We start from the raw sequence: 19,068 nt of genomic DNA, 5'->3' as shown, positions 1-19,068 counted from the left end.
TTTTAGCGTAAGTATGGTAAAATAATAATAACAATAAATAGGAGGATTAACCATTATGAAGAAGTTCGGATTTGGTTTACTTACTGGAATTGCCGGAACAATTGCTGCGGCTGCCGCTGCTGGTTTTACTTACCACAAGATTGAAATTGAACCTTTGGAAGAAGAACAAGCAAAGTTCGACAATACAGAATTGAAGTCAGCGCGTAAGGCTGCTCACTCACACGGTTCACGTTATTAATCATTAAAAATAAAGAGATGCGATGAAATTAATCATCGCATCTCTTTTTTAGTTCACATTGCTTGATTTCGTACGACCATGATAAGTAGCAAATCCGTTCTTAAGGATATAAATATTGTGATACCCTTCTTTCTTTAAGATTCGCGCCAATCGTGATGAGTATTGCATATTTGTATCGTATAAGAAAACCGGTTGATCCTTACGAATCGCAGCATGATTATCTTTTAACATCGCATACGGCACGTTACGTGCACCAAGTACATGTTTTGCTTTAAATGAGTCAGCATCGCGCAAGTCAAAAATTTGATGTCCACGACTTTGTTCATCAAAATCCTTAGAATCCAATACCTTCGCACTAGATTTTGCACCATAACGCGTCCAGAGCCACATTCCAGCAGTCCAAGCGACCCAGATAATCAGAATTGTTAATAATACTGTCCAAAGTAAATTCATTTTCGGCTCCCCCTTTCCTTTTTTCAGTCCTATTTAATAAATAATTTTACCATTCTTTTCACATAAGAATGAACTGTTACGTCATTTTTTAAAAAAATTTAGTTTTCAACATAAAAAAAAGCCGTTTCCGGCTTTTTTTATTTAGGCAATTGTCCGGTTGCTTTGCAAAGCAATTGAAGCTGCTCCGTATGCACCAGCATCGTTACCTAATTCAGCTAAGCGCAATTCAGTAACATCACGCGTTGGCTTGAAGGCAAACTTTTGGAAGTTAGCATCGATACGGTCTAACAAGAATGAACCAGCGGCTGAAACACCACCACCAATGATAATCTTAGTTGGGTTCAAAGTATTAGCTAGATTAGCACATGCCAAACCAAGATAGTGTCCGACCTTATCAACAACTTCGTTGGCAAGGAAATCACCTTCCTTAGCAAGATCGAAGACAATCTTTGAAGTCACTTCATCACCGTTGTCAATCATTTCCTTCAAACGAGCGCTTCCAACGTAAGCTTCGGCCAAATCTTGTGCCAAGTGCACAACACCAGTTGCTGAAGCGTATTGTTCCAAACATCCCTTGTTTCCACAAGTACATTGGTAACCATCAGGTTCAACAATCACGTGACCGATTTCACCGGCTGAACCCGCAGCACCGTGAACAAGCTTACCATCAAGAACTAATCCACCACCAACACCTGTTCCAAGTGTAATGAAGTCAACATTAGGTTCGTTGTCTCCGGCACCACGCCATTGTTCTCCAAGGGCGGCACAGTTAGCATCATTATCCAAAGTTACAGGGAAACCTGTTCCAGCTTCAAGTTGGGCACGAACAGCTTGTTCACCGCTCCAGTTCAAGTTGTATGCTGAACGAACTGTTCCATTTTCAAAGTCAATTGTTCCTGGAGTTCCCATTCCAATTCCAATCACACGTTCACGTGAAAGTTGGAAAAGATCCAAGTGGTGGTTAATTGAATCAATAATGTCAGGCACGATGTGTGACCCTTCATCTAAGATATTTGTACGAATTGACCATTTTTGTTGAATTTCACCTTCGCTGGTCAAAATTGCAAACTTAATTGTTGTTCCACCTAAATCAACACCGATTAACTTATCTTTAGCCATTATTGTCGTCTCCAATATATTTTTTGTTTAAGTTATCTTGCCAAGAAAACATTTTGTAAACGTTTTCTTTTTCTTTCAAATATTATTATATCGTATTCGTCCTGCAAAAAAAACACCTATTTTTATTTTTTTTAGTATTTTTCTTGTTCCTGCTCGCGACGCGCTTCATCTTCATGTTCACGATTCAGAACTAGCTTAATTTGTGCATATTCTTTGGGCGTAATCAGCTTGGCTCTATATAGATTATCAATTTCAATTGCAGCTAATTCAATGTCCCACAGCCGCTTACCAACATGAATATAAATATCGTACTTCTTGAGCAAATTTAACACATCTAGAAAATTATGCATGTTACCCTCCCCATCGCTGTAAACTCAAAAACACTATTGCACTGTAAACACTCAATGTTATTAACCAGCTCAAAAGTATGCCAGTTATCTTAATTCTAAAGGTGCCTTGTAACGGACGCCGCCACATGACACCTGCAGTTAAGAGTAATCCGCCGATAAACCCTCCGACATGACCCGAAACACTCACAGAGGGGGTCATTAAGCTAAGGACAATCATTAAAACAAACAGGGCCCCCATACTTTTGGCTTGTTCACGCCATTGATCTGGTTGTCTAGCCAAAAGCCAAAAAACAATAAATGTTGCAAAAAAACCAAAAATGCCACCTGAGGCACCCACACTTAACGTCTGCCATGGATCAATCCACAGTGATAAAAGGTTACCGGCCACAATACTATTAAGGAATAAGACGAGCATAGCCAGCCGCCCCAACATCCCTTCAATCAATTCACCTAGCCATACAAACACAACCAAGTTACCAATCAAATGGATTGGCGATCCATGTAAAAAACCAGCACTGATTAAGCGCCACCATTGTCCATCAATAATACTTGGTGTATAAGCGGCACCCATTTGGTAGAGAATCGGTGCTTTAATTTGAAAACTTTGCGAGAACAACAGTTCAATTAAAAAAATCACAATCATTAAGAACGTTAGCAACCATGTTACTGGCCGCGCCTGTATGCGCTGCCACATATCTTTATTATTCATGATAACCATCCAATACAATAATTTTGTCTAAAGCGTAATCCGTCTGTTCAACCGGCCATTGCGCTCGTTTAAAATAATTGGCAGCCAATGTTACGCCAACCTTTGGGGCATTAACTTTGGGTAACCAACGGTCGTAGTAACCGCCTCCAAAGCCCAATCGTTGACCGTCTTCAGCAAATGCTAACCCTGGTACAAGTACAAAATCAATCTCATCTAAATTCACAAAGGGTTCGCCGATTGGCTCTAACATCCCGAATTTATGTCGGGCATAATCCGTTTTTTCGTCAACTTGAATGAAATCCATTTTATGATTTGGACGCACTTTTGGTAGAAGTACTTTTTTCCCTTGTAATAATGCCGTTTGAATTAATAATTCCGTGGGTAATTCTTCGTCTTGGGCCATTGTTAAAGCAACAACTTTTGCATTTTGCCACTCAGTGAGTGCTGTTACTTGTTGGACCAATTTCTGTAAATACCAAACTCGCTGTTGGTCTGATAATTCTGCCAAATGTGATAATGCTTGTGATCTGCTGTTTGACTTATCTATCATGTTAAAATTTCCTTCATAAAAAAAACTGAGTCATGTCTATGACTCAGTTTAACACAAATTAATTTGTATTTTGACCTGGCACATTCTTAGGACTTTCAACATCCTTCCAATATGCCTTATAGATTTCTTTAGCGATTGGAATATTAACAAGTTCCGCACTTTGTGAAACACCAGGCACCACGATTGCCATGGCAACATCGGCATTTGGTGCAAACGCAATCAATGAAGAGGTAATCGTTGGTTGACCATTAGTAAACGTTTCAGCAGTACCCGTCTTCGCATATACACCTGGCTTCAAATCTTGCAATTTCTTTCCAGTTACGAAGCGGCTGCTACCATTAACAACTTTATCCATTCCATCCCAAATTACTTGGCGTTGTGCCGGAGTCCAGCCAACCGATCCAAGTGATTTTGGCGCAATCGTTGTTTCAGTTTGGCGAACCTTTGAACGATCACTACGCTCTTCAATGGATTGGACAACATGTGGCTCCATACGGTAACCACCATTGGCAATCGTTGACACATATTGTGCTAACTGCATCGTTGTATACGTATCATACTGTCCAAAAGTTTCATCCAAAGCATTACCAATGTGACTACGGTCAGTGTCTCCACGCAAACCTGCAGTTTCACCTGGCAAATCAATTCCAGTTTTAACACCCAAACCAAAACGATTGAATCCTTCACGCATCGTTTGGAAGATATTGGTATTAAGCCCATTCAACGTCATACCGGCATGGTATGGTTGTCCTGCCATCTGCAACATCAACTGCATCACATACGAGTTAGATGACACTTCAAGCGCATCCGACGCGGTCAATGGAATTGACTGTGCGCCTGTCGGGTTAAAGTAAGATGCCTTAACAGACGTTCCAGCAACACGAATTGGTTGATCGACAATCGTATTGTTTTCCGGTGTAATCGTACCATGCAACAATCCGTTTGTAATCATAGCCGGCTTAACGACTGATCCGACAACTTCAGCACGATTAATCGTTGAAAGTGCATCATCTTGCAACTTTCCATCATTCAGACGATTAACCCCACCCATGGCATAGACACCACCGGTTTTAGGATTCATTACCACAGCGTAGGCTCCCTGAGTTAAGCCACCTGGCATTTGACTCTTTAGGATTTCTTGAACGTCCTTTTGGAACTTGGCGTTCACTGTCAAATGCAAGTTTGAGCCGGCTTTTCCACCATACAATACCTTTTGTGTTGTGTTCCCTTGCTGATTAACATTGATTTCAATGCGACGCTTGGTTCCCTTAAGTGTATCTTCGTATTGCTTTTCTAGACCTGAAATACCCACTGTATCATCACGCGAGTAACCTTCTTGCAATAAGGAATTCACTCGCTCTTCCGGTAATCCAGACTTTGAAACGCCACCAACTAGACTAGCTAACGACTCATCGGAATTCTTTGAACCTTCACGTTGATAGTATAGGCCAACTGCCACACCAGGCATCTTTGATTGGCGTTCACCAATATCAGCAATTTCACCTTGTGTAACACCCTTATCCTTCAGATAAACTGTTGAGAGTGCGTAGGCATTTTCCATCTTTTGGAAAATCATGGCAGCATTTTTTTGTTCAGAAGTTAACTGCACTTGATTTTGATTTTTCTTAGCATAATCCGTTAATTCAGATACATATTTATCGGTACCTGGTGCACTCGTGATGCCAGCTTGCTTTGCCAAATCAGCAGCACGATGTTCATCTTGAATATAATATTTATTGACATTGGCGTCAGATAATTGTTTTGTATCCACACGCACATACTTACTAACCTCATTGGCACCCTTATACATATCACCTTCTGTGACATTCTTAGGTTTCGTGTAGGTAATCGCTTGTGAGCCAGAATTTGTGACCAACGCTTTTCCAGTACTATCGTAGATAATTCCACGTTGCACATTGACTTGCTCAATGCTTGAGTCAGAACTATTTACTTCTGCCTTAAATTGTTTTCCTTGCGCGATTTGTAGTGTCCCTAAGCGCCAACCTAAGGCCCCTAGCATAAGAATAACAATACCGAGCAATACATTTAGACGGGCAGGGATGCGTGACATTGATGATGACTTACCACGTCCACCACGTCGTTTTGGTGCTTGCATAATTTGACCCCTTTTTTACTTGAATAACTTTTACTATTGTAGCATACCTCGTGCTAAAAATAAGTTTAGGTACGATAATTATAAATGTGTTTTAATAGAAGTAACTTAATTAAATTGGAGTTTACGCATGTCTAACATTTTCAATCCTTTAAAATGGCAAAAAAACACCCGCGCCCTTTGGGGTGCCTTTTTGTTGCCAACCCTAATTATGACGGTCTATTTTGCTAGTCGCCATATGGCACCTTTTGGTAGCAGTACCTTGCTGACCGTTGATTTAGGCCAACAATATATTGATTTTTTCAGTGCTTTTAAAACCATGCTCACTCAGGATCAAAATCAGCTATTTTATAGTTTTTCAAAGGGTCTTGGCGGTGAAACCTTTGGTGATTGGGCCTACTATCTATTTAGTCCCTTGAATTTCATTCTACTATTTTTTGATAATGTCCACTTACCAGCCGGCATCCTCTTACTAACCGTTTTAAAATATGGCTTAGCAAGTTGGTCATTTGCTTTTGCCATTCACAAATTGAATTGGCAAAAAGGTTATACGCTGCCTGTCTTTGGAACAAGCTATGCCTTTATGGGCTGGTTAGTCGCGAATCAACTTAATCTACTCTGGCTTGATGCCGCAATTCTCCTACCCTTAATTATATTAGGTCTAGAGAAGGTATTAGACGGTCGTAGTATCTGGTTATTCATTCTGCCGCTTACCGCCATTATGATCATTAATTACTATATGGCTTATATGATTGGTGTCTTTCTAGTGCTGTATATCCTTTGGCGCCTTTTTTGGGAACCTTATCAGTGGCATGTGCGTTTCAACATGCTTGGGAAGTTTGCATTTGGTGTCATCATCAGTATTGGCCTATCTTGTGTGACGTGGCTTCCAACTGCTTACACACTCATGAATAGTAAAAGCCAATACATGTTAGAAAATCTTAAATGGCGCTTCGATTATTTTCCACCAGATATGTTAGGAAAATTTTTTGTCGGCACTTTCAACTTTGACCAAATGCCAACTGGCTTACCAAACATCTTTGTTGGTAGCTTACCTTTAATTTTGTTTTGGTTCTTCATTACATCACGCACTGTTCGCTGGCAAGTCAGGTTAATGACCGTCCTCATTACTGCTTTCCTGCTCGTTTCGATGATGTATGGACCACTTAACCTGTTCTGGCATGGTTTTCAATTCCCGGTCTGGTATCCATACCGGTTCTCATTTGTTTTTTGTTTTTGGCTGTTGTGGTTGGCTGCGTCAATCTGGCAACCCAAGTTACATTTGAGTTTGTTGCAGGCTGCGAGTCTCTTAATTGTGTTCGCCGGTATCGTTGGTTACTTATACTTCCGCCTACCAAAGCTAAATTTCTTAAACAAAGAACAACTGTTAATTGGCGTTTCATTCTTCCTCTTACTCTTGTTATTAATGACTTTGCGTAGACATGACGATTATTGGTTAAGCTTTGTTGGTCTCTTAGTACTAGCCGAGGTGACTTGCGGTGCCCTACTCACTTTGAATAACTTTAGCTATCTTTCAAATACTGAGTATCAAACCTACATCAAAAATCTCAATGACATGACTAAACCGCTTGAACGCGAAAAACAGCAGAATTTCTTCCGCGTGACCCAGTCGTTCCAACGCACCAAAGGCGATCCGTTCCAAGGAAATTATAATGGTGGTTCAACCTTTAGTTCCGCGTTAGAATACCAACAAAGTCGTTTTATGGCCTTAATCGGCCAGCCTGAGGGAGACAATTACGTCAGTTATACTGGTGGCACACTCGTTTCTGATAGTCTTTTGGGGATGAAGTATCTATTGCAAAGCAATAATCAACAACCCGATCGACCTGGAACGCCAGCTAATACCACTGAATTTAAACGGGGGGATACAAATGGCATTTACCCAATTAAACGGACGAACGATTTAACTATGCTGTCCCAAAACCCCTATGCTTTGCCAGTTGCCTTTGCAGCTAGCACCAACGCTCTGAATGCAAATTTCAAAGACGATGACCCTGTTCAGAATCAAAATGTGATGTGGCAAAGCATGAACGGCTACCAATCAAAGCCGGTCTTTAATGTGTCAAACTTCTCGAATGTCCACGGTTATAACACGCAAGCTCCCGAAACAATCACTGGAGCCTACTTAACTAAAGATAAGCCAGGCAACGCGCGTATCGACCTTACCTATGTCGCAAATGGTAATGGACCTTATTACCTCACGCTTGGCGGTGATATCAGTCAAGATGATGTTGAAGTGCAACTGAACCACGAACCAGTTAAAAACATTCCATCCCACCGTCACACCATTATTTTGCCGATGTCACAAGCCAACAAGGGAGACAAACAAACCATTAGTCTTGTATTTAAAAAGGATAGCCTATGGTTACAAAACGTTTCCTTGTACCAAGCTAATAGTTTGCGATTTGCGGATCAAGCAACTGATTTAAAACAAAATGGGCTCCAGATCTCGCAAACTTCAGCAACCAACCTAAGTGGTGACATCACCTTACCAAAGGATAAAACGGTCTTAATGACTAGTATTCCGAACACACCAGGTTGGCAGGTAACCGTTGATGGAAAATCTGTGACCCCACAAACCGTTAACAAATTCTTCATGGGAATTCCGTTAAACGCAGGTAAGCACCATGTCGAATTCAAGTTTGTAACACCACTATTGAAGACGGCTGTAACCATTTCATTAGGGACGTTACTCTTCATGCTAGGGATTGCTTGGTCTGAAAATTCAAAGCGCCAATATCGTTTAAGTGCTGCAAAATCGAAATAATTCGATTTCACAAACTTTACAAGCTGTAACCCGCATGGTAATGTATCTCTTGAAACCTTTTACAAGGATAAACTAAATCTAATTAATTACACTAGAGGAGGCCACTAATGGCTGAAGAAAAGCAATATCCAATGACCGAAGAGGGGAAGCGTAAGCTTGAAGAAGAGCTTAACACCCTTGTGACTGAAACACGTGCAGAAATTACGCAACGTATCCAAACAGCTCGTGGTTTTGGTGATCTATCTGAAAACTCTGAATACCAATCAGCTAAGGACGAACAAGCCTTCACTGAAGGACGTATCAATACAGTTCGTAACATGCTTGATAACGCCGTGATTATTGATTCATCAGATGTTTCTGATGACGAAGTAGCACCAGGTAAGACACTTACATTCCAAGAGCTACCTGACGAAGAACCTGAGACTTACTCAATCGTAGGTGGTGCTGAATCAGATCCATTTGCTGGTAAGATTTCAAATGACTCTCCAATTGCGCAAGCTTTAATTGGTCACCGTGTTGATGATATCGTGGAAGTTCCTCTTCCAAACAATGCAACAATGGAAGTCAAAATTCTTTCAGTTAAGCCATTAGAAGATTAATATTAAAAGCACCTATCCATGTGATAGGTGCTTTTATTTTAGGGAACATATCAAAAAAAGCTATGCTCATTGAGAGCATAGCTTTTTTATTAATGGGCGTTATTTGCGCTATCGGCAGCATTTCCAACAGATTCGTTAGTTGCTTCCAAATCGCCTGACTTACCCAAGTGATCATCATAACTTTGTGAATAATAAACCTTACCAGTTTTCAAATTAGCCACGAAGTACCTGTACCCCTTGTCACGATCCTTTGGATGCAAGACAGCATCAATCGACTCAACACTTGGATTGTTGAATGGTCCAGGACCATAACCTGAGAATTTGTACAAGTTATAAGGATTATCTGATTGAACATCCTTATTTGTTAAATTCGTTCGATTTGTCTTCAACGCATACTTAGTCGCAATGTCAGATTGCAACGGCATCTTGGCATCGATTCGATTCAAGAAAACACCTGCAATGGTACGACGACTATCATTATCAATTCCTTCACGCTCAACCAATGAAGCTAAGGTCAAAACTTGTTGAATCGTCATACCTGACTTCTTAATGCTTTGGAAACGTGGTTGCAAGGCAATATATTCTTGTTGCACCATCATTTCAACCAACTCATCTACGGTCTTCGCATCACGCCAAGTATATGTGGCAGGATATAGATATCCTTCTAGATGGTAACGGACATTCTTGGCTTTTGCAGCTGAATCAAATAGTCCTGGGTATTGTTCTTGAAGAGTCTTAAAGAGCTTTGGATCATTGGCTGCCTTACGGAATGAAGCAGCACTGAACGTCGTTTTCTCACCAACTTCTTTGGCAATATTATCAACCGTTTCACCTTCACGCACTACGACAACGTTTTTACTATTCGTCGGCACAGCTGATCCACCCATACGAAGGGCCGTCACAATTTGTTGCACGGTCATGTTGGGACTTAATTCATAGTAACCAGCCTTCAAATCTGAATAGTTGTGGCTTGTCACGTAATGATTAAAAGCACGCTTTGAACGGAGAACGCCGTCCTTCTTCAAAGTTTGCGCCATCATTTGAGTTGATGAACCATCTTTAATACGTACTTCTTTGGTCTTTTTGTTCTTAACATCTAAGGCAGCATAGTTCTTTTCATCATGTTGCACATAGATATGATGTCCGACCCCGAATAATACCAACGCAACCACTAAAATCAATAGCCATTGGACAAACGATAGACGTTGGTACCATGGCTTCGTTACAGCAGCTTGTTGGTCTTGACGGGACGTATATTCATTTTCAGACATGAATCTTACTCCTTCATTATGAGCGACTTTATTTTAAACTAGACACCAGTATAGCAGTGTTAATTGCTATCTGGCAAGTCATTGACGCTTAACGAATTTCAGCGGCAAATTGATCTTGCAAGGCCTTCGTCATGCGCTCGATTGCTGCATTAATTGCATCATCTTGCAAAGTATGCTCACGGTTAACAAAGGTAAGTGAGTAGGCAACTGACTTTTTATCTGCAGCCACATTGTCACCCGTGTAAACATCAAACACTGTGACATCATGCAAGTCGGTACCACCATGTTGTTTAATCGTATCAACCAAGTCAGCTGATTGGATGTCACGGTCAACCAAGATAGCTAAATCACGCTTGATTGAAGGAAACTTTGAAATTGGTTCATATTTTGACTTTACGCGTGGCATACGCAAAATATCGGTTAAGTTTAATTCAAATCCGAAGACTTGACCAACCTTGTAGAACTTGGCCACACGTGGATGAACCTGTCCGATGAATCCGACGAATTGGTCACCAACATAGATATCAGCTGTTTGTCCTGGGTGCATTTCTGGACGGTCTGTATTTGCTACGAAGCGGACATTATCTACAAACCCATAATCTGCCAATAGTTGTTCAACAACCCCCTTCAAATAGAAGAAGTCAGCTGGTTGGGCAGCTTGGTCCCAGTCACGTTCACGAACATCCCCAGTTACAACACCGGCCAAATGTTCAATTTCATCTGGCATTGTTGACATACCATTTGAAGCAAAGACACGTCCTTGTTCATACAATGACACGTCTTCTTGCTTGCGAGCAACGTTGTAAGCAATATCATCCAACAATGACGTTAACAAGCTACCACGCGTTACGCGACGGTCTTGTGACATTGGATAGTCCACTTCAACAGGTGTTGCCTCAGGATCCATCGCAAATTGCGTAGCCTTTTCAGGCGTTGTCAAGACGTATGAAATAGCTTGGTTAAGACCAAGTCCTTCTAATGAATGACGTGAGTCACGAATGAGACGTTGCTTTTCAGTCAACTTACCTGGTGTTGTTTCACCAGTTGGTAAGGTAGCTGGTAAGTTATCGTAACCATACAAACGGGCCACTTCTTCAATTAAGTCGGCTGGAATTGAAATATCCCAACGATGTGATGGAATGGTCACACTGAAACGACCATCTTGTTCCATTTGGGTGAAACAAAGGCGCTCGAAAATTGCAGCAATTTCAGCAGTCGTAATATCAGTTCCCAAAACGTCATTAATCTTTTCTGTTGTAATATCAACAGTTGGTGCTTCATAGTCAAAATCTTGTGCAATCACACGACCATTTGTGACCGTTCCGCCACCTAATTCTGCAATCATGGCTGCAGCGTGATCCAACGCCTTAAAAGTTGCTTCAACATCAACACCACGTTCAAAACGTTGTGAAGATTCGGAATGCAAGTTTTGGTCACGCGCGGCATGACGAATGGCTTTAGGTTCAAAAATAGCTGCTTCAAGTACAACATTTTGCGTGTCGGCAGTGACTTCGGTTGATTCACCCCCCATGACACCGGCAAACATCAAGGCTTGTCCATCTGAATCAATGACAATGTCTCCTTCAGCTGCCTTACGTTCAACACCATCCAATGTCTTAATCACTTCACCAGCTTTAGCGGTACGTACTTGTAATTTAGGTGCAGGTAAACGATCTAAATCAAAGGCATGCAATGGTTGTCCGTATGTGAGTAGCATTAAATTAGTAACATCAACAACGTTGGAAATAGGACGAATGCCCATATTCCATAACCGTCGTTGCAACCACAATGGTGAGTCTTGCACGTGCACATCCTTAACTACGCGCACACCATACTTCGGTGCCAAATCAGCTGGTGCTTCAGCTTGAATTAAGTCAGCCGTCGCTTCACTGCTTTCATTTAATTCAAAAGCGGGTAGTTCTGGGCGTTCATTCAAAATAGCGGCTACTTCATAAGCAGTACCATTCATTGAGAGCATGTCAGCACGGTTTGGAGTAATGCCTAGCTCCAAAATATCATCCCCAAAGCCAAGTACTTCCAACGCGTCTGCACCAGGCTTCAAATCAGCAGCGTCTGTATCGTTAAAGACCCAGATGCCCTCTTCAAAATCCTTTGGAGCGACACTGTTATCCATCCCCAACTCTTGCAAAGCTGACAACATACCGTTTGACTTTTCGCCACGTAACTTACCACGACGAATCTTTTGTCCATCACCAATGACTGAACCGTGCTTGGCCAAAATAACCGTTTGTCCTTCAGCAACATTAGGGGCACCCGTTACAACTTGGATTGGTTCATCTTCGCCAGCATCCAATTGCGTAATCACTAAGTGATCAGAATCAGGGTGTGGTACAACAGACAAAACCTTAGCAATGACAACATTCTTCATGTTACCCTGTGGACGGTATTGACCTTCGACTTCAACTGCGGTACGTGAGATTTTCTCTGCAAGCTCGTTGGCTGGCAAAGCAATTGGCATATACTCACGAAGCCAATTAACTGATACTTTCATCTTTGCTTATCCTTTCTGATCAAATTGCTTTAGGAAGCGAACATCATTCAAGTAGAAGTTACGGATATCTTCAACCCCATACTTCAACATGGCAAAACGATCAGGTCCTAATCCAAAGGCAAATCCACCATAAACACTTGAGTCAACGCCAGCCATTTCCAAAACATTTGGGTGCACCATTCCAGCCCCAAGGACTTCAATCCACTCGATGTCTTCTGGCTTCGTATCAGGTGTCACAGCATTCCAAGACACATCAACTTCAACAGAAGGTTCCGTAAATGGGAAATATGAAGGACGCAAACGAATATCATGATCTTCACCAAACAATTGATGTGCAACTGCTAGCAAGGTTCCCTTTAAGTCTCCCATTGTAATGTGCTTATCGACAACCAATCCTTCAACTTGGTGGAATTGGTGTGAGTGCGTCGCATCATCAGTATCACGACGGTAAACACGTCCGGGTGAAATCATCTTCAACGGACCCTTTGAAAAATCGTGTTGTTCCAAAGTACGCGCTTGAACCGGAGAAGTTTGGGTACGCATCAACAATTCAGGTGAAATGTAGAACGTATCCTGCATATCACGGGCTGGATGATCCTTAGGCAAGTTCATCATTTCAAAGTTGTACTTATCTTGTTCAACTTCAGGCCCCTCAATGATTTGGTAACCCATTCCGATGAATTGGTCTTCCAAACTCTCAATGATTTGTTGCAAAACATGTGGTTGTCCTTGAATAGCTGGTTGACCAGGTAAAGTCACATCCAAAGTTTCAGCTTGTAATTGTGCGTCCATCACAGCATTTTCAAGCTCAGTTTGGCGCTTGTTAATTTCATCCGTCAACTCGTTGCGAACATCATTAGCCAAAGCTCCGATTTCTGGACGCTCGTCTGCTGGCAAATCCTTCATACCACGCAAAACTTCAGTTAGCGCCCCTTTTTTCCCTAGTTCCTTCACACGTGCTTCATTTAGTTCTTTTAATGAAGTGGCTGAATCGATGCGAACTAAGGCTTGTTCACGTAATTGTGTCAAATCTTCTTTTAAACTCATCCGTAACTCCTTTATTTGTTCATAAAAAAAGCCCCTCTGGCAAACAGTCGTTGCCAAAGGGACGTTGATTAACGTGGTACCACCCTGATTTGATATACAAATATATCCTCATTGTGTTCGATAACGGGAACAAAGCGAAAGAGCCTTATCAGCCCTCCAACTCCTGGTTGAATTTGAGTTAACTGTTTGATTGAGCTTACACTATCCTCAATTCGCTGGACAAACATGTTTAACCTTCTGACCATTCATCGTCGTTATTACCATTGTACAAAGTTAACGCATTAACCGCAAGGGTTTAGGCGTCTTGTGATTCACAATCTTGTGCATCGCTCCATTCATCTGACCAGTCATGGACAACTTGCATCATGTTACGCATTGATTCACCCTTTTCGGTCAACGCATACTCAATCAAAGCTGAATCATCATAAGTCCGACGTTCGACAATGCCATTGGCTTCTAATTCTTTCAAACGTTCCACCAACACACGATCAGAACAGCGCTGTACGGTTTGCGATAAATCCTTAAAGCGCATTGTACCATTATTAAGCAATGACTCAATAATTAAGCCATTCCACTTACGTCCTAAAAATTCAAATGTTGCGACGAATTTGTCGCAAATTTTAACATTATCATTTGTTGTTACCGTTGATTCTGCCATCTTGCCTACCTCCACATCTATTTTTGGTTATTTTTAGTAAATAGTTTTTGCCTAACTTCATTCTAGACCCTCAGCGTGACAAATACAATATTCACAACCAATATTTTCTAATATTTCGGCTATAAACCCGCTAGTTATGGTCGAACTGGGTCAACTGCTTGCGCAACAGCCGCTTGGGCTTCCGCATTAAAATAAATGCGGTTTGCATTATTATAGTAAATATTTTCTAAGGCAGTTTGCCCCATAAAATCACTCGTGTCTAACCAATGCGCCAAATCATGATAGGCATTAAAGGTTGATGACCATGGTGAATCAGTCCCCCAAATTAATCGTTTGTCCCCCAACGTCGCTAAAGCACGACGCGTTAATTCGCGAGAGGCTGAGTAGGGCAAACTCGTTTCACTATTGATATCTTGAATCGCCGCTAAGTCTGTATAAATATTAGGGAATGGTGCCCACTGATCCAACGTGTTTTGGTAGAGACCTAGTTCATCCATTTGCCCAAAGGATAAATGACAAACGACAAAATGTAATTGGGGATATCGAGCTGCCAAATTCGTCATCGCTTCTGGTTGATGACTAACCTGGTCTGCCGATCCATAATCAACGATTACATTGAATCCAGGATAATTAGCCAAGAAGTGCATAAGCTCACCCACCTGCGGATTTGTATCTAAGCGAAACGGTGTTGTCGTATGGTACCCATGCATGCCACCACCCGCACTGATTTCTAATTTCATTGAACGAAACCCTAAATCTTGCACATGCCGTCGGACAATCGTCATAAATTCACTCGCAAAAGGATCAGCCGAAAAAGCCCCCATAAATCGGTCCGGATATTTTCGCATCGTTTGCCAAGTGTAATAGTTTTGATAACCATTTAAACTTCCCTGCAATACCATAGCTTTATCAATTTTTTCATTATCCATTAGGCGCAAGACATTTTCTGCGTTAAAGTCACTTTCCCCATAGGTGGTTGGCAACAATTGAATCAAAGTACCGTCATCCCAAATGGCTTCCCCATTTCCTAGCGCATTAAGTCGACCCTTCCCGTTAAAGCCCGCAATGTTTTGTACCAAGTGTAAATGTCCATCAATTCGTTTCATTAGGGTTCCTCCTCGTTTGCTAAAAAAGCCATGACCCAAGTCATGGCTTTGTTTATTTATAACATTAATCTTTAACTAATTCCGCATAAACCTCTGGGTCCAAAACCTTATCGATTTCACCAATGTATTCACGAGGAGCATCTTTGACAAAGACATGCTTAAAGACATACAAACTGTCATCGGTTGATTCAGATTCAATACCACCTAAATCATACAAATCTGTATTCGTGTCCAAAGCCCATTGGATCATTTCTGATTGAACCGCGTAAGGCGCATAGTATGTGTTGCCATCCATTGAACCGGCATACATATACCAAATCTTACGCCCATACTTAAGTGCAATCCCAGTTGAAAGTAACTTACCCTCACGCTCAGCCACAAAGATGCGCATTGTATCAGCGTCAAAAGCCGCTTGCATCCGTTGGAAATATTCAATTGGACGATGCGTAATGCCATGACGCTCCGCCATAGTTGTGTAGGTCTTGAAGAACTCGTCTAATTCAGTAGCTGAATTGCCTGAATGTACCTCCACACCATCACGGAATGGACGCTTAATCTTGCTCTTCGTCTTTGAAGGATATAAATCAAGCGTTGTTTTAGCGTCAGGGAACTTCGTCAAATCCAAAACCATATTCAAACGAGGTTGAATCGTTGCATGCATTCCAGCATCAGCCACATTTCGATTACGTGTCACGTAACCATGGTCTTGCAACGTTGTGTTAAATTCATCGCTGTAGGCCACTTCTGGATCAAAGCGCAACACATAAGCACGCCCATCCAGCGCCTTTACCGCTTCATCAACTAAGCGATCCAACAAATCTACATCAGTAACATCCATAACCGGACCCTTAGACGCATAAGCAAACTTCTTATCAGTTGGTGTATCACCAAGCAACATTGACATAGCCGCAATAATCGCACCCTGATCGTCTTCTAAGTAGACATCAACTGGCTCCCAGTTATTCTTAACCTTGGCCCAACCTAAGTCTTGTGTCACTTGGCCATATGGTGATTGACGCATAAATTCTTCATATCGTTCGACCGCTTGTGGGTCATTCAAATTTAACACTGGCATGTGTAAATTCACCTCTCTTACACTTCATTTATATTGAATTTATTATAACATAAGCAAAATTGTGCGAATCAGCGTATAATAATCTTTATGGAAAATATAACATCAAACCAGAACGGCCGTGTTAAAGCATGGCAAAAGTTGCAAACGAAAAAAGGTCGTCAAGCAAATCAGACCTATCTATTGGACGGATGGCATCTTGTACAAGAAGCGATTCACCATGATGGACATTTACATGCCATTATGGGTACGTCAGCTCAACTAGCAGAACACCAAGAAGAACTACCTCTTGGCGTACCTGTTTTTGAAATCACAACTGACATTGCCAAAAAGTTATCTGATTTAGTGACACCTCAAGGTATTTTTGCAGAAGTTTCACTCCCTACTGCTAAGCGTGAACCACAATATGTACACCAAGGTGCTTGGTTGTTCTTGGATGGTATCCAAGATCCAGGTAATGTGGGAACAATGGTTCGGACTGCTGATGCAGCCGGCTTTGCTGGCGTTGTCTTCGGTGAAGGATCAGTTGACCCTTATTCACCAAAGGCTGTTCGTGCCATGCAAGGAAGCCAGTTCCACCTTACAATCACTGATGGTGATTTATTAAAGTGGACAAACACTTTCCGCGACAACGAAATTAACGTTTACGGAACCCAACTAGACCCTACCGCGGCTGATCTTTTCTCAGTACAACCACAGGCTACCTTCGCTCTTGTCATGGGCAATGAAGGACAAGGGATGCGCCCTGAATTAGCAGCAGCGACCTCACAAAACTTATTTATCCCACTTTCAGGTGAGGCTGAATCTTTGAACGTTGCGGTTGCAGCGGGAATCGCCATGTTCGCTTTAAAACAACGTTAAGCTAATAGGGTTAAACTAAAAGAAATGGAGGTGAGTCATCAATGAAAGATTGGCGTGAAGATGAAGCATATGTTGACATCGTATCTGATTTATTACGGACCCCTGAGGTTCAAAAATTAGGTGATTATGTCCAACACCATCATTCAGATCGTTTGACCCATTCAATTAATGTGTCATACCAAAGTTATCGTCTAGCTAAACGTTGGCATCTCGATGCCCGAGCTGTTGCTCGAGCTGGTTTACTACATGATATGTTCTTTTATGATTGGCGAACCACTAAATTCGAATTAGGTACCCATGCGTACATTCATCCGCGGGTTTCTCTTCGAAATGCTGAAAAGATTACTGACCTGTCACCTAAAGAAAAAGATATTATCCTTAAACATATGTGGGGCAGTACATCTGCACTCCCACACTATCGTGAGAGTATCTTAGTTGATATGGTTGACAATTGGGCTGCGGTTCAAGAATTTTTCACCCCAGCCACGGAACGCTTTAAAAAATTAACCCATCGAAAAACAAAAGCCAATTAATTCGTTAATTGGCTTTTTTTGCTGACCAAATCACGTTACGCAAAGTTATATGAAAACCATCATTAGATACCTCTCACTGTTCTGTTTTTTAATAAACGTTTCGCCATATCTCTGTAAAGAAATCTTTACTTAATTAAGCAAATTGTGTGTTCCAATTTTACAAAAAACCTTTAATATAATTAACATACAAAAAAATAAAAACAGACATTCACTAGATTTACAGAAAAGAAGAGTTAAGCATATGACAAAGATTATTGCGCATCGTGGACTTTCAGCAATCGCACCTGAAAACACATTACGTAGTTTTGAACCGATGTTAGATTACAACTTAGACTGGTTTGAAACTGATGTTTCAATCACAGCTGATGGGCAACTCGTCCTATTACATGATGATAAGGTCGATCGAACAACCGACCATGCTGGTGAAATCACAGCCATGACATATGATGACGTGATGGATGCCGATGCTGATAGTTGGTTTGGACCCGAATTCGCCAAAACTCAACTATTGATGATGGATGATTTATTAACTTTCGTTGATGAATCAGGCATGAACCTAAACTTAGAATTAAAAGGCGTGACTGGTCCAAATTGCAGCGCGTTAGCTGATCAACTCATCGCGCAATTGGTCCCTTATCTCCGGATGATTAACGAGGAAGTTAATCTGATTATTTCAAGTTTCAATCCAGTCATGTTATTCAAAATGCACGCTGCGGCACCTGAACTAGCCTACGCTGTTTTGTACGACAAAGGTCAATTCCTAGACGATTGGCAACTTGTAGCAGATGCATGCAATGCACGTTACATTCACATTGATAAAGCTGATGCAACGCCTGAAAACATCGCCAAGATTCAAGACCGCGGTTTTGAAGTTAACGTCTACACCGTTAATAGCCTTGATGATGTCACAACTTTGAGTGATTACGGTGTTGATGGTATCTTCACCGATGTCGCAAATGAAATCGTTGCGCCAAAAGCGACAGCTGCAATTGCAGTTTAATAAAAAGAAGCCCTCCAAGACCGGAGGGCTTCTTTTTTATGGTATATCGCAAAAAAAAAGAACATGACAATGTCATGTTCTTTTTAACT

18 protein-coding genes and 1 other annotated feature are annotated in these 19,068 nt (G+C 41.5%); of the genes, 6 read left to right on the top strand and 12 right to left on the bottom strand.

Annotation, left to right across the window (positions count from 1 at the left end):
• Positions 1-55: 55 nt before the first annotated feature.
• Positions 56-238, top strand: a complete 183-nt coding sequence (locus IV50_RS04105; protein WP_057745480.1) for a DUF3042 family protein — start codon at positions 56-58, stop codon at positions 236-238.
• Positions 239-286: 48 nt separating this feature from the next.
• Here IV50_RS04105 and IV50_RS04100 read toward each other — a convergent pair whose 3' ends face one another.
• The 6 genes from IV50_RS04100 to IV50_RS04075 all read right to left on the bottom strand — a co-directional run bounded on the left by IV50_RS04100 (position 287) and on the right by IV50_RS04075 (position 5,535).
• On the bottom strand, positions 287-691 hold the full coding sequence (locus IV50_RS04100) for a rhodanese-like domain-containing protein (protein WP_057745476.1): 405 nt from the start codon (positions 689-691) through the stop codon (positions 287-289).
• Positions 692-832: 141 nt separating this feature from the next.
• Complete coding sequence (locus IV50_RS04095) at positions 833-1,810, bottom strand: ROK family glucokinase (RefSeq protein ID WP_057745474.1); 978 nt, start codon at positions 1,808-1,810, stop codon at positions 833-835.
• Between the two features lie 131 nt (positions 1,811-1,941).
• Positions 1,942-2,160 carry a YqgQ family protein gene (locus IV50_RS04090; RefSeq protein ID WP_057745470.1) on the bottom strand — a complete coding sequence of 73 codons (219 nt, stop codon included), beginning with the start codon at positions 2,158-2,160 and terminating at the stop codon, positions 1,942-1,944.
• Between the two features lies 1 nt (position 2,161).
• The gene (locus tag IV50_RS04085) at positions 2,162-2,869 is read right to left on the bottom strand and encodes a rhomboid family intramembrane serine protease (RefSeq protein WP_057745467.1); all 708 of its coding nucleotides are present in this window, start codon (positions 2,867-2,869) and stop codon (positions 2,162-2,164) included.
• Complete coding sequence (locus IV50_RS04080; protein ID WP_069201672.1) at positions 2,862-3,419, bottom strand: 5-formyltetrahydrofolate cyclo-ligase; 558 nt, start codon at positions 3,417-3,419, stop codon at positions 2,862-2,864. Before IV50_RS04080 ends, IV50_RS04085 begins: the two co-directional genes overlap by 8 nt.
• Before the next feature lie 58 nt (positions 3,420-3,477).
• Positions 3,478-5,535: a peptidoglycan D,D-transpeptidase FtsI family protein gene (locus IV50_RS04075; protein ID WP_057745466.1), complete on the bottom strand. Its 2,058-nt coding sequence runs from the start codon at positions 5,533-5,535 to the stop codon at positions 3,478-3,480.
• Positions 5,536-5,662: 127 nt separating this feature from the next.
• On the opposite strand from IV50_RS04075, the gene IV50_RS04070 reads away from it, so the two are divergent.
• Positions 5,663-8,320 (top strand): YfhO family protein, encoded by a 2,658-nt coding sequence (locus IV50_RS04070; RefSeq protein WP_057745464.1) that lies wholly within the window; start codon positions 5,663-5,665, stop codon positions 8,318-8,320.
• A gap of 107 nt (positions 8,321-8,427) precedes the next feature.
• The gene (gene greA / locus IV50_RS04065) at positions 8,428-8,919 is read left to right on the top strand and encodes a transcription elongation factor GreA (protein WP_057745462.1); all 492 of its coding nucleotides are present in this window, start codon (positions 8,428-8,430) and stop codon (positions 8,917-8,919) included.
• Between the two features lie 89 nt (positions 8,920-9,008).
• Here greA and mltG read toward each other — a convergent pair whose 3' ends face one another.
• From mltG to femX, 6 genes are all read right to left on the bottom strand, one after another.
• Positions 9,009-10,190 carry an endolytic transglycosylase MltG gene (gene mltG, locus IV50_RS04060; protein WP_082626001.1) on the bottom strand — a complete coding sequence of 394 codons (1,182 nt, stop codon included), beginning with the start codon at positions 10,188-10,190 and terminating at the stop codon, positions 9,009-9,011.
• 88 nt (positions 10,191-10,278) lie between these two features.
• A complete protein-coding gene (gene pheT / locus IV50_RS04055; RefSeq protein WP_057745460.1) occupies positions 10,279-12,702 on the bottom strand; it encodes a phenylalanine--tRNA ligase subunit beta in 2,424 nt (807 codons plus the stop codon).
• A 6-nt stretch (positions 12,703-12,708) separates the two neighbouring features.
• A complete protein-coding gene (gene pheS / locus IV50_RS04050; protein WP_057745458.1) occupies positions 12,709-13,749 on the bottom strand; it encodes a phenylalanine--tRNA ligase subunit alpha in 1,041 nt (346 codons plus the stop codon).
• A 54-nt stretch (positions 13,750-13,803) separates the two neighbouring features.
• Positions 13,804-14,007 (bottom strand) — a binding site (T-box leader).
• 37 nt (positions 14,008-14,044) lie between these two features.
• The gene (locus IV50_RS04045; protein ID WP_057745457.1) at positions 14,045-14,407 is read right to left on the bottom strand and encodes a winged helix-turn-helix transcriptional regulator; all 363 of its coding nucleotides are present in this window, start codon (positions 14,405-14,407) and stop codon (positions 14,045-14,047) included.
• 134 nt (positions 14,408-14,541) lie between these two features.
• Positions 14,542-15,513, bottom strand: a complete 972-nt coding sequence (locus IV50_RS04040) for an amidohydrolase family protein (RefSeq protein ID WP_057745454.1) — start codon at positions 15,511-15,513, stop codon at positions 14,542-14,544.
• 64 nt (positions 15,514-15,577) lie between these two features.
• On the bottom strand, positions 15,578-16,588 hold the full coding sequence (gene femX / locus IV50_RS04035) for a UDP-N-acetylmuramoylpentapeptide-lysine N(6)-alanyltransferase (RefSeq protein ID WP_057745451.1): 1,011 nt from the start codon (positions 16,586-16,588) through the stop codon (positions 15,578-15,580).
• A gap of 87 nt (positions 16,589-16,675) precedes the next feature.
• Between femX and IV50_RS04030 the strand changes: the two genes are divergently transcribed.
• The 3 genes from IV50_RS04030 (at position 16,676) to IV50_RS04020 (ending at position 18,979) form a co-directional block, all read left to right on the top strand.
• Positions 16,676-17,446: a TrmH family RNA methyltransferase gene (locus IV50_RS04030; RefSeq protein WP_057745443.1), complete on the top strand. Its 771-nt coding sequence runs from the start codon at positions 16,676-16,678 to the stop codon at positions 17,444-17,446.
• A gap of 41 nt (positions 17,447-17,487) precedes the next feature.
• A complete protein-coding gene (locus IV50_RS04025; protein ID WP_057745440.1) occupies positions 17,488-17,979 on the top strand; it encodes an HD domain-containing protein in 492 nt (163 codons plus the stop codon).
• Positions 17,980-18,220: 241 nt separating this feature from the next.
• Positions 18,221-18,979: a glycerophosphodiester phosphodiesterase family protein gene (locus IV50_RS04020; protein ID WP_057745437.1), complete on the top strand. Its 759-nt coding sequence runs from the start codon at positions 18,221-18,223 to the stop codon at positions 18,977-18,979.
• Positions 18,980-19,068 lie beyond the last annotated feature (89 nt).

Source organism: Weissella viridescens, assembly GCF_001437355.1.
GTDB classification, from domain to species: domain Bacteria; phylum Bacillota; class Bacilli; order Lactobacillales; family Lactobacillaceae; genus Weissella; species Weissella viridescens.
Note: the sequence above shows the minus strand (reverse complement) of the source record. Positions and strands in the feature narration are given on the sequence as shown.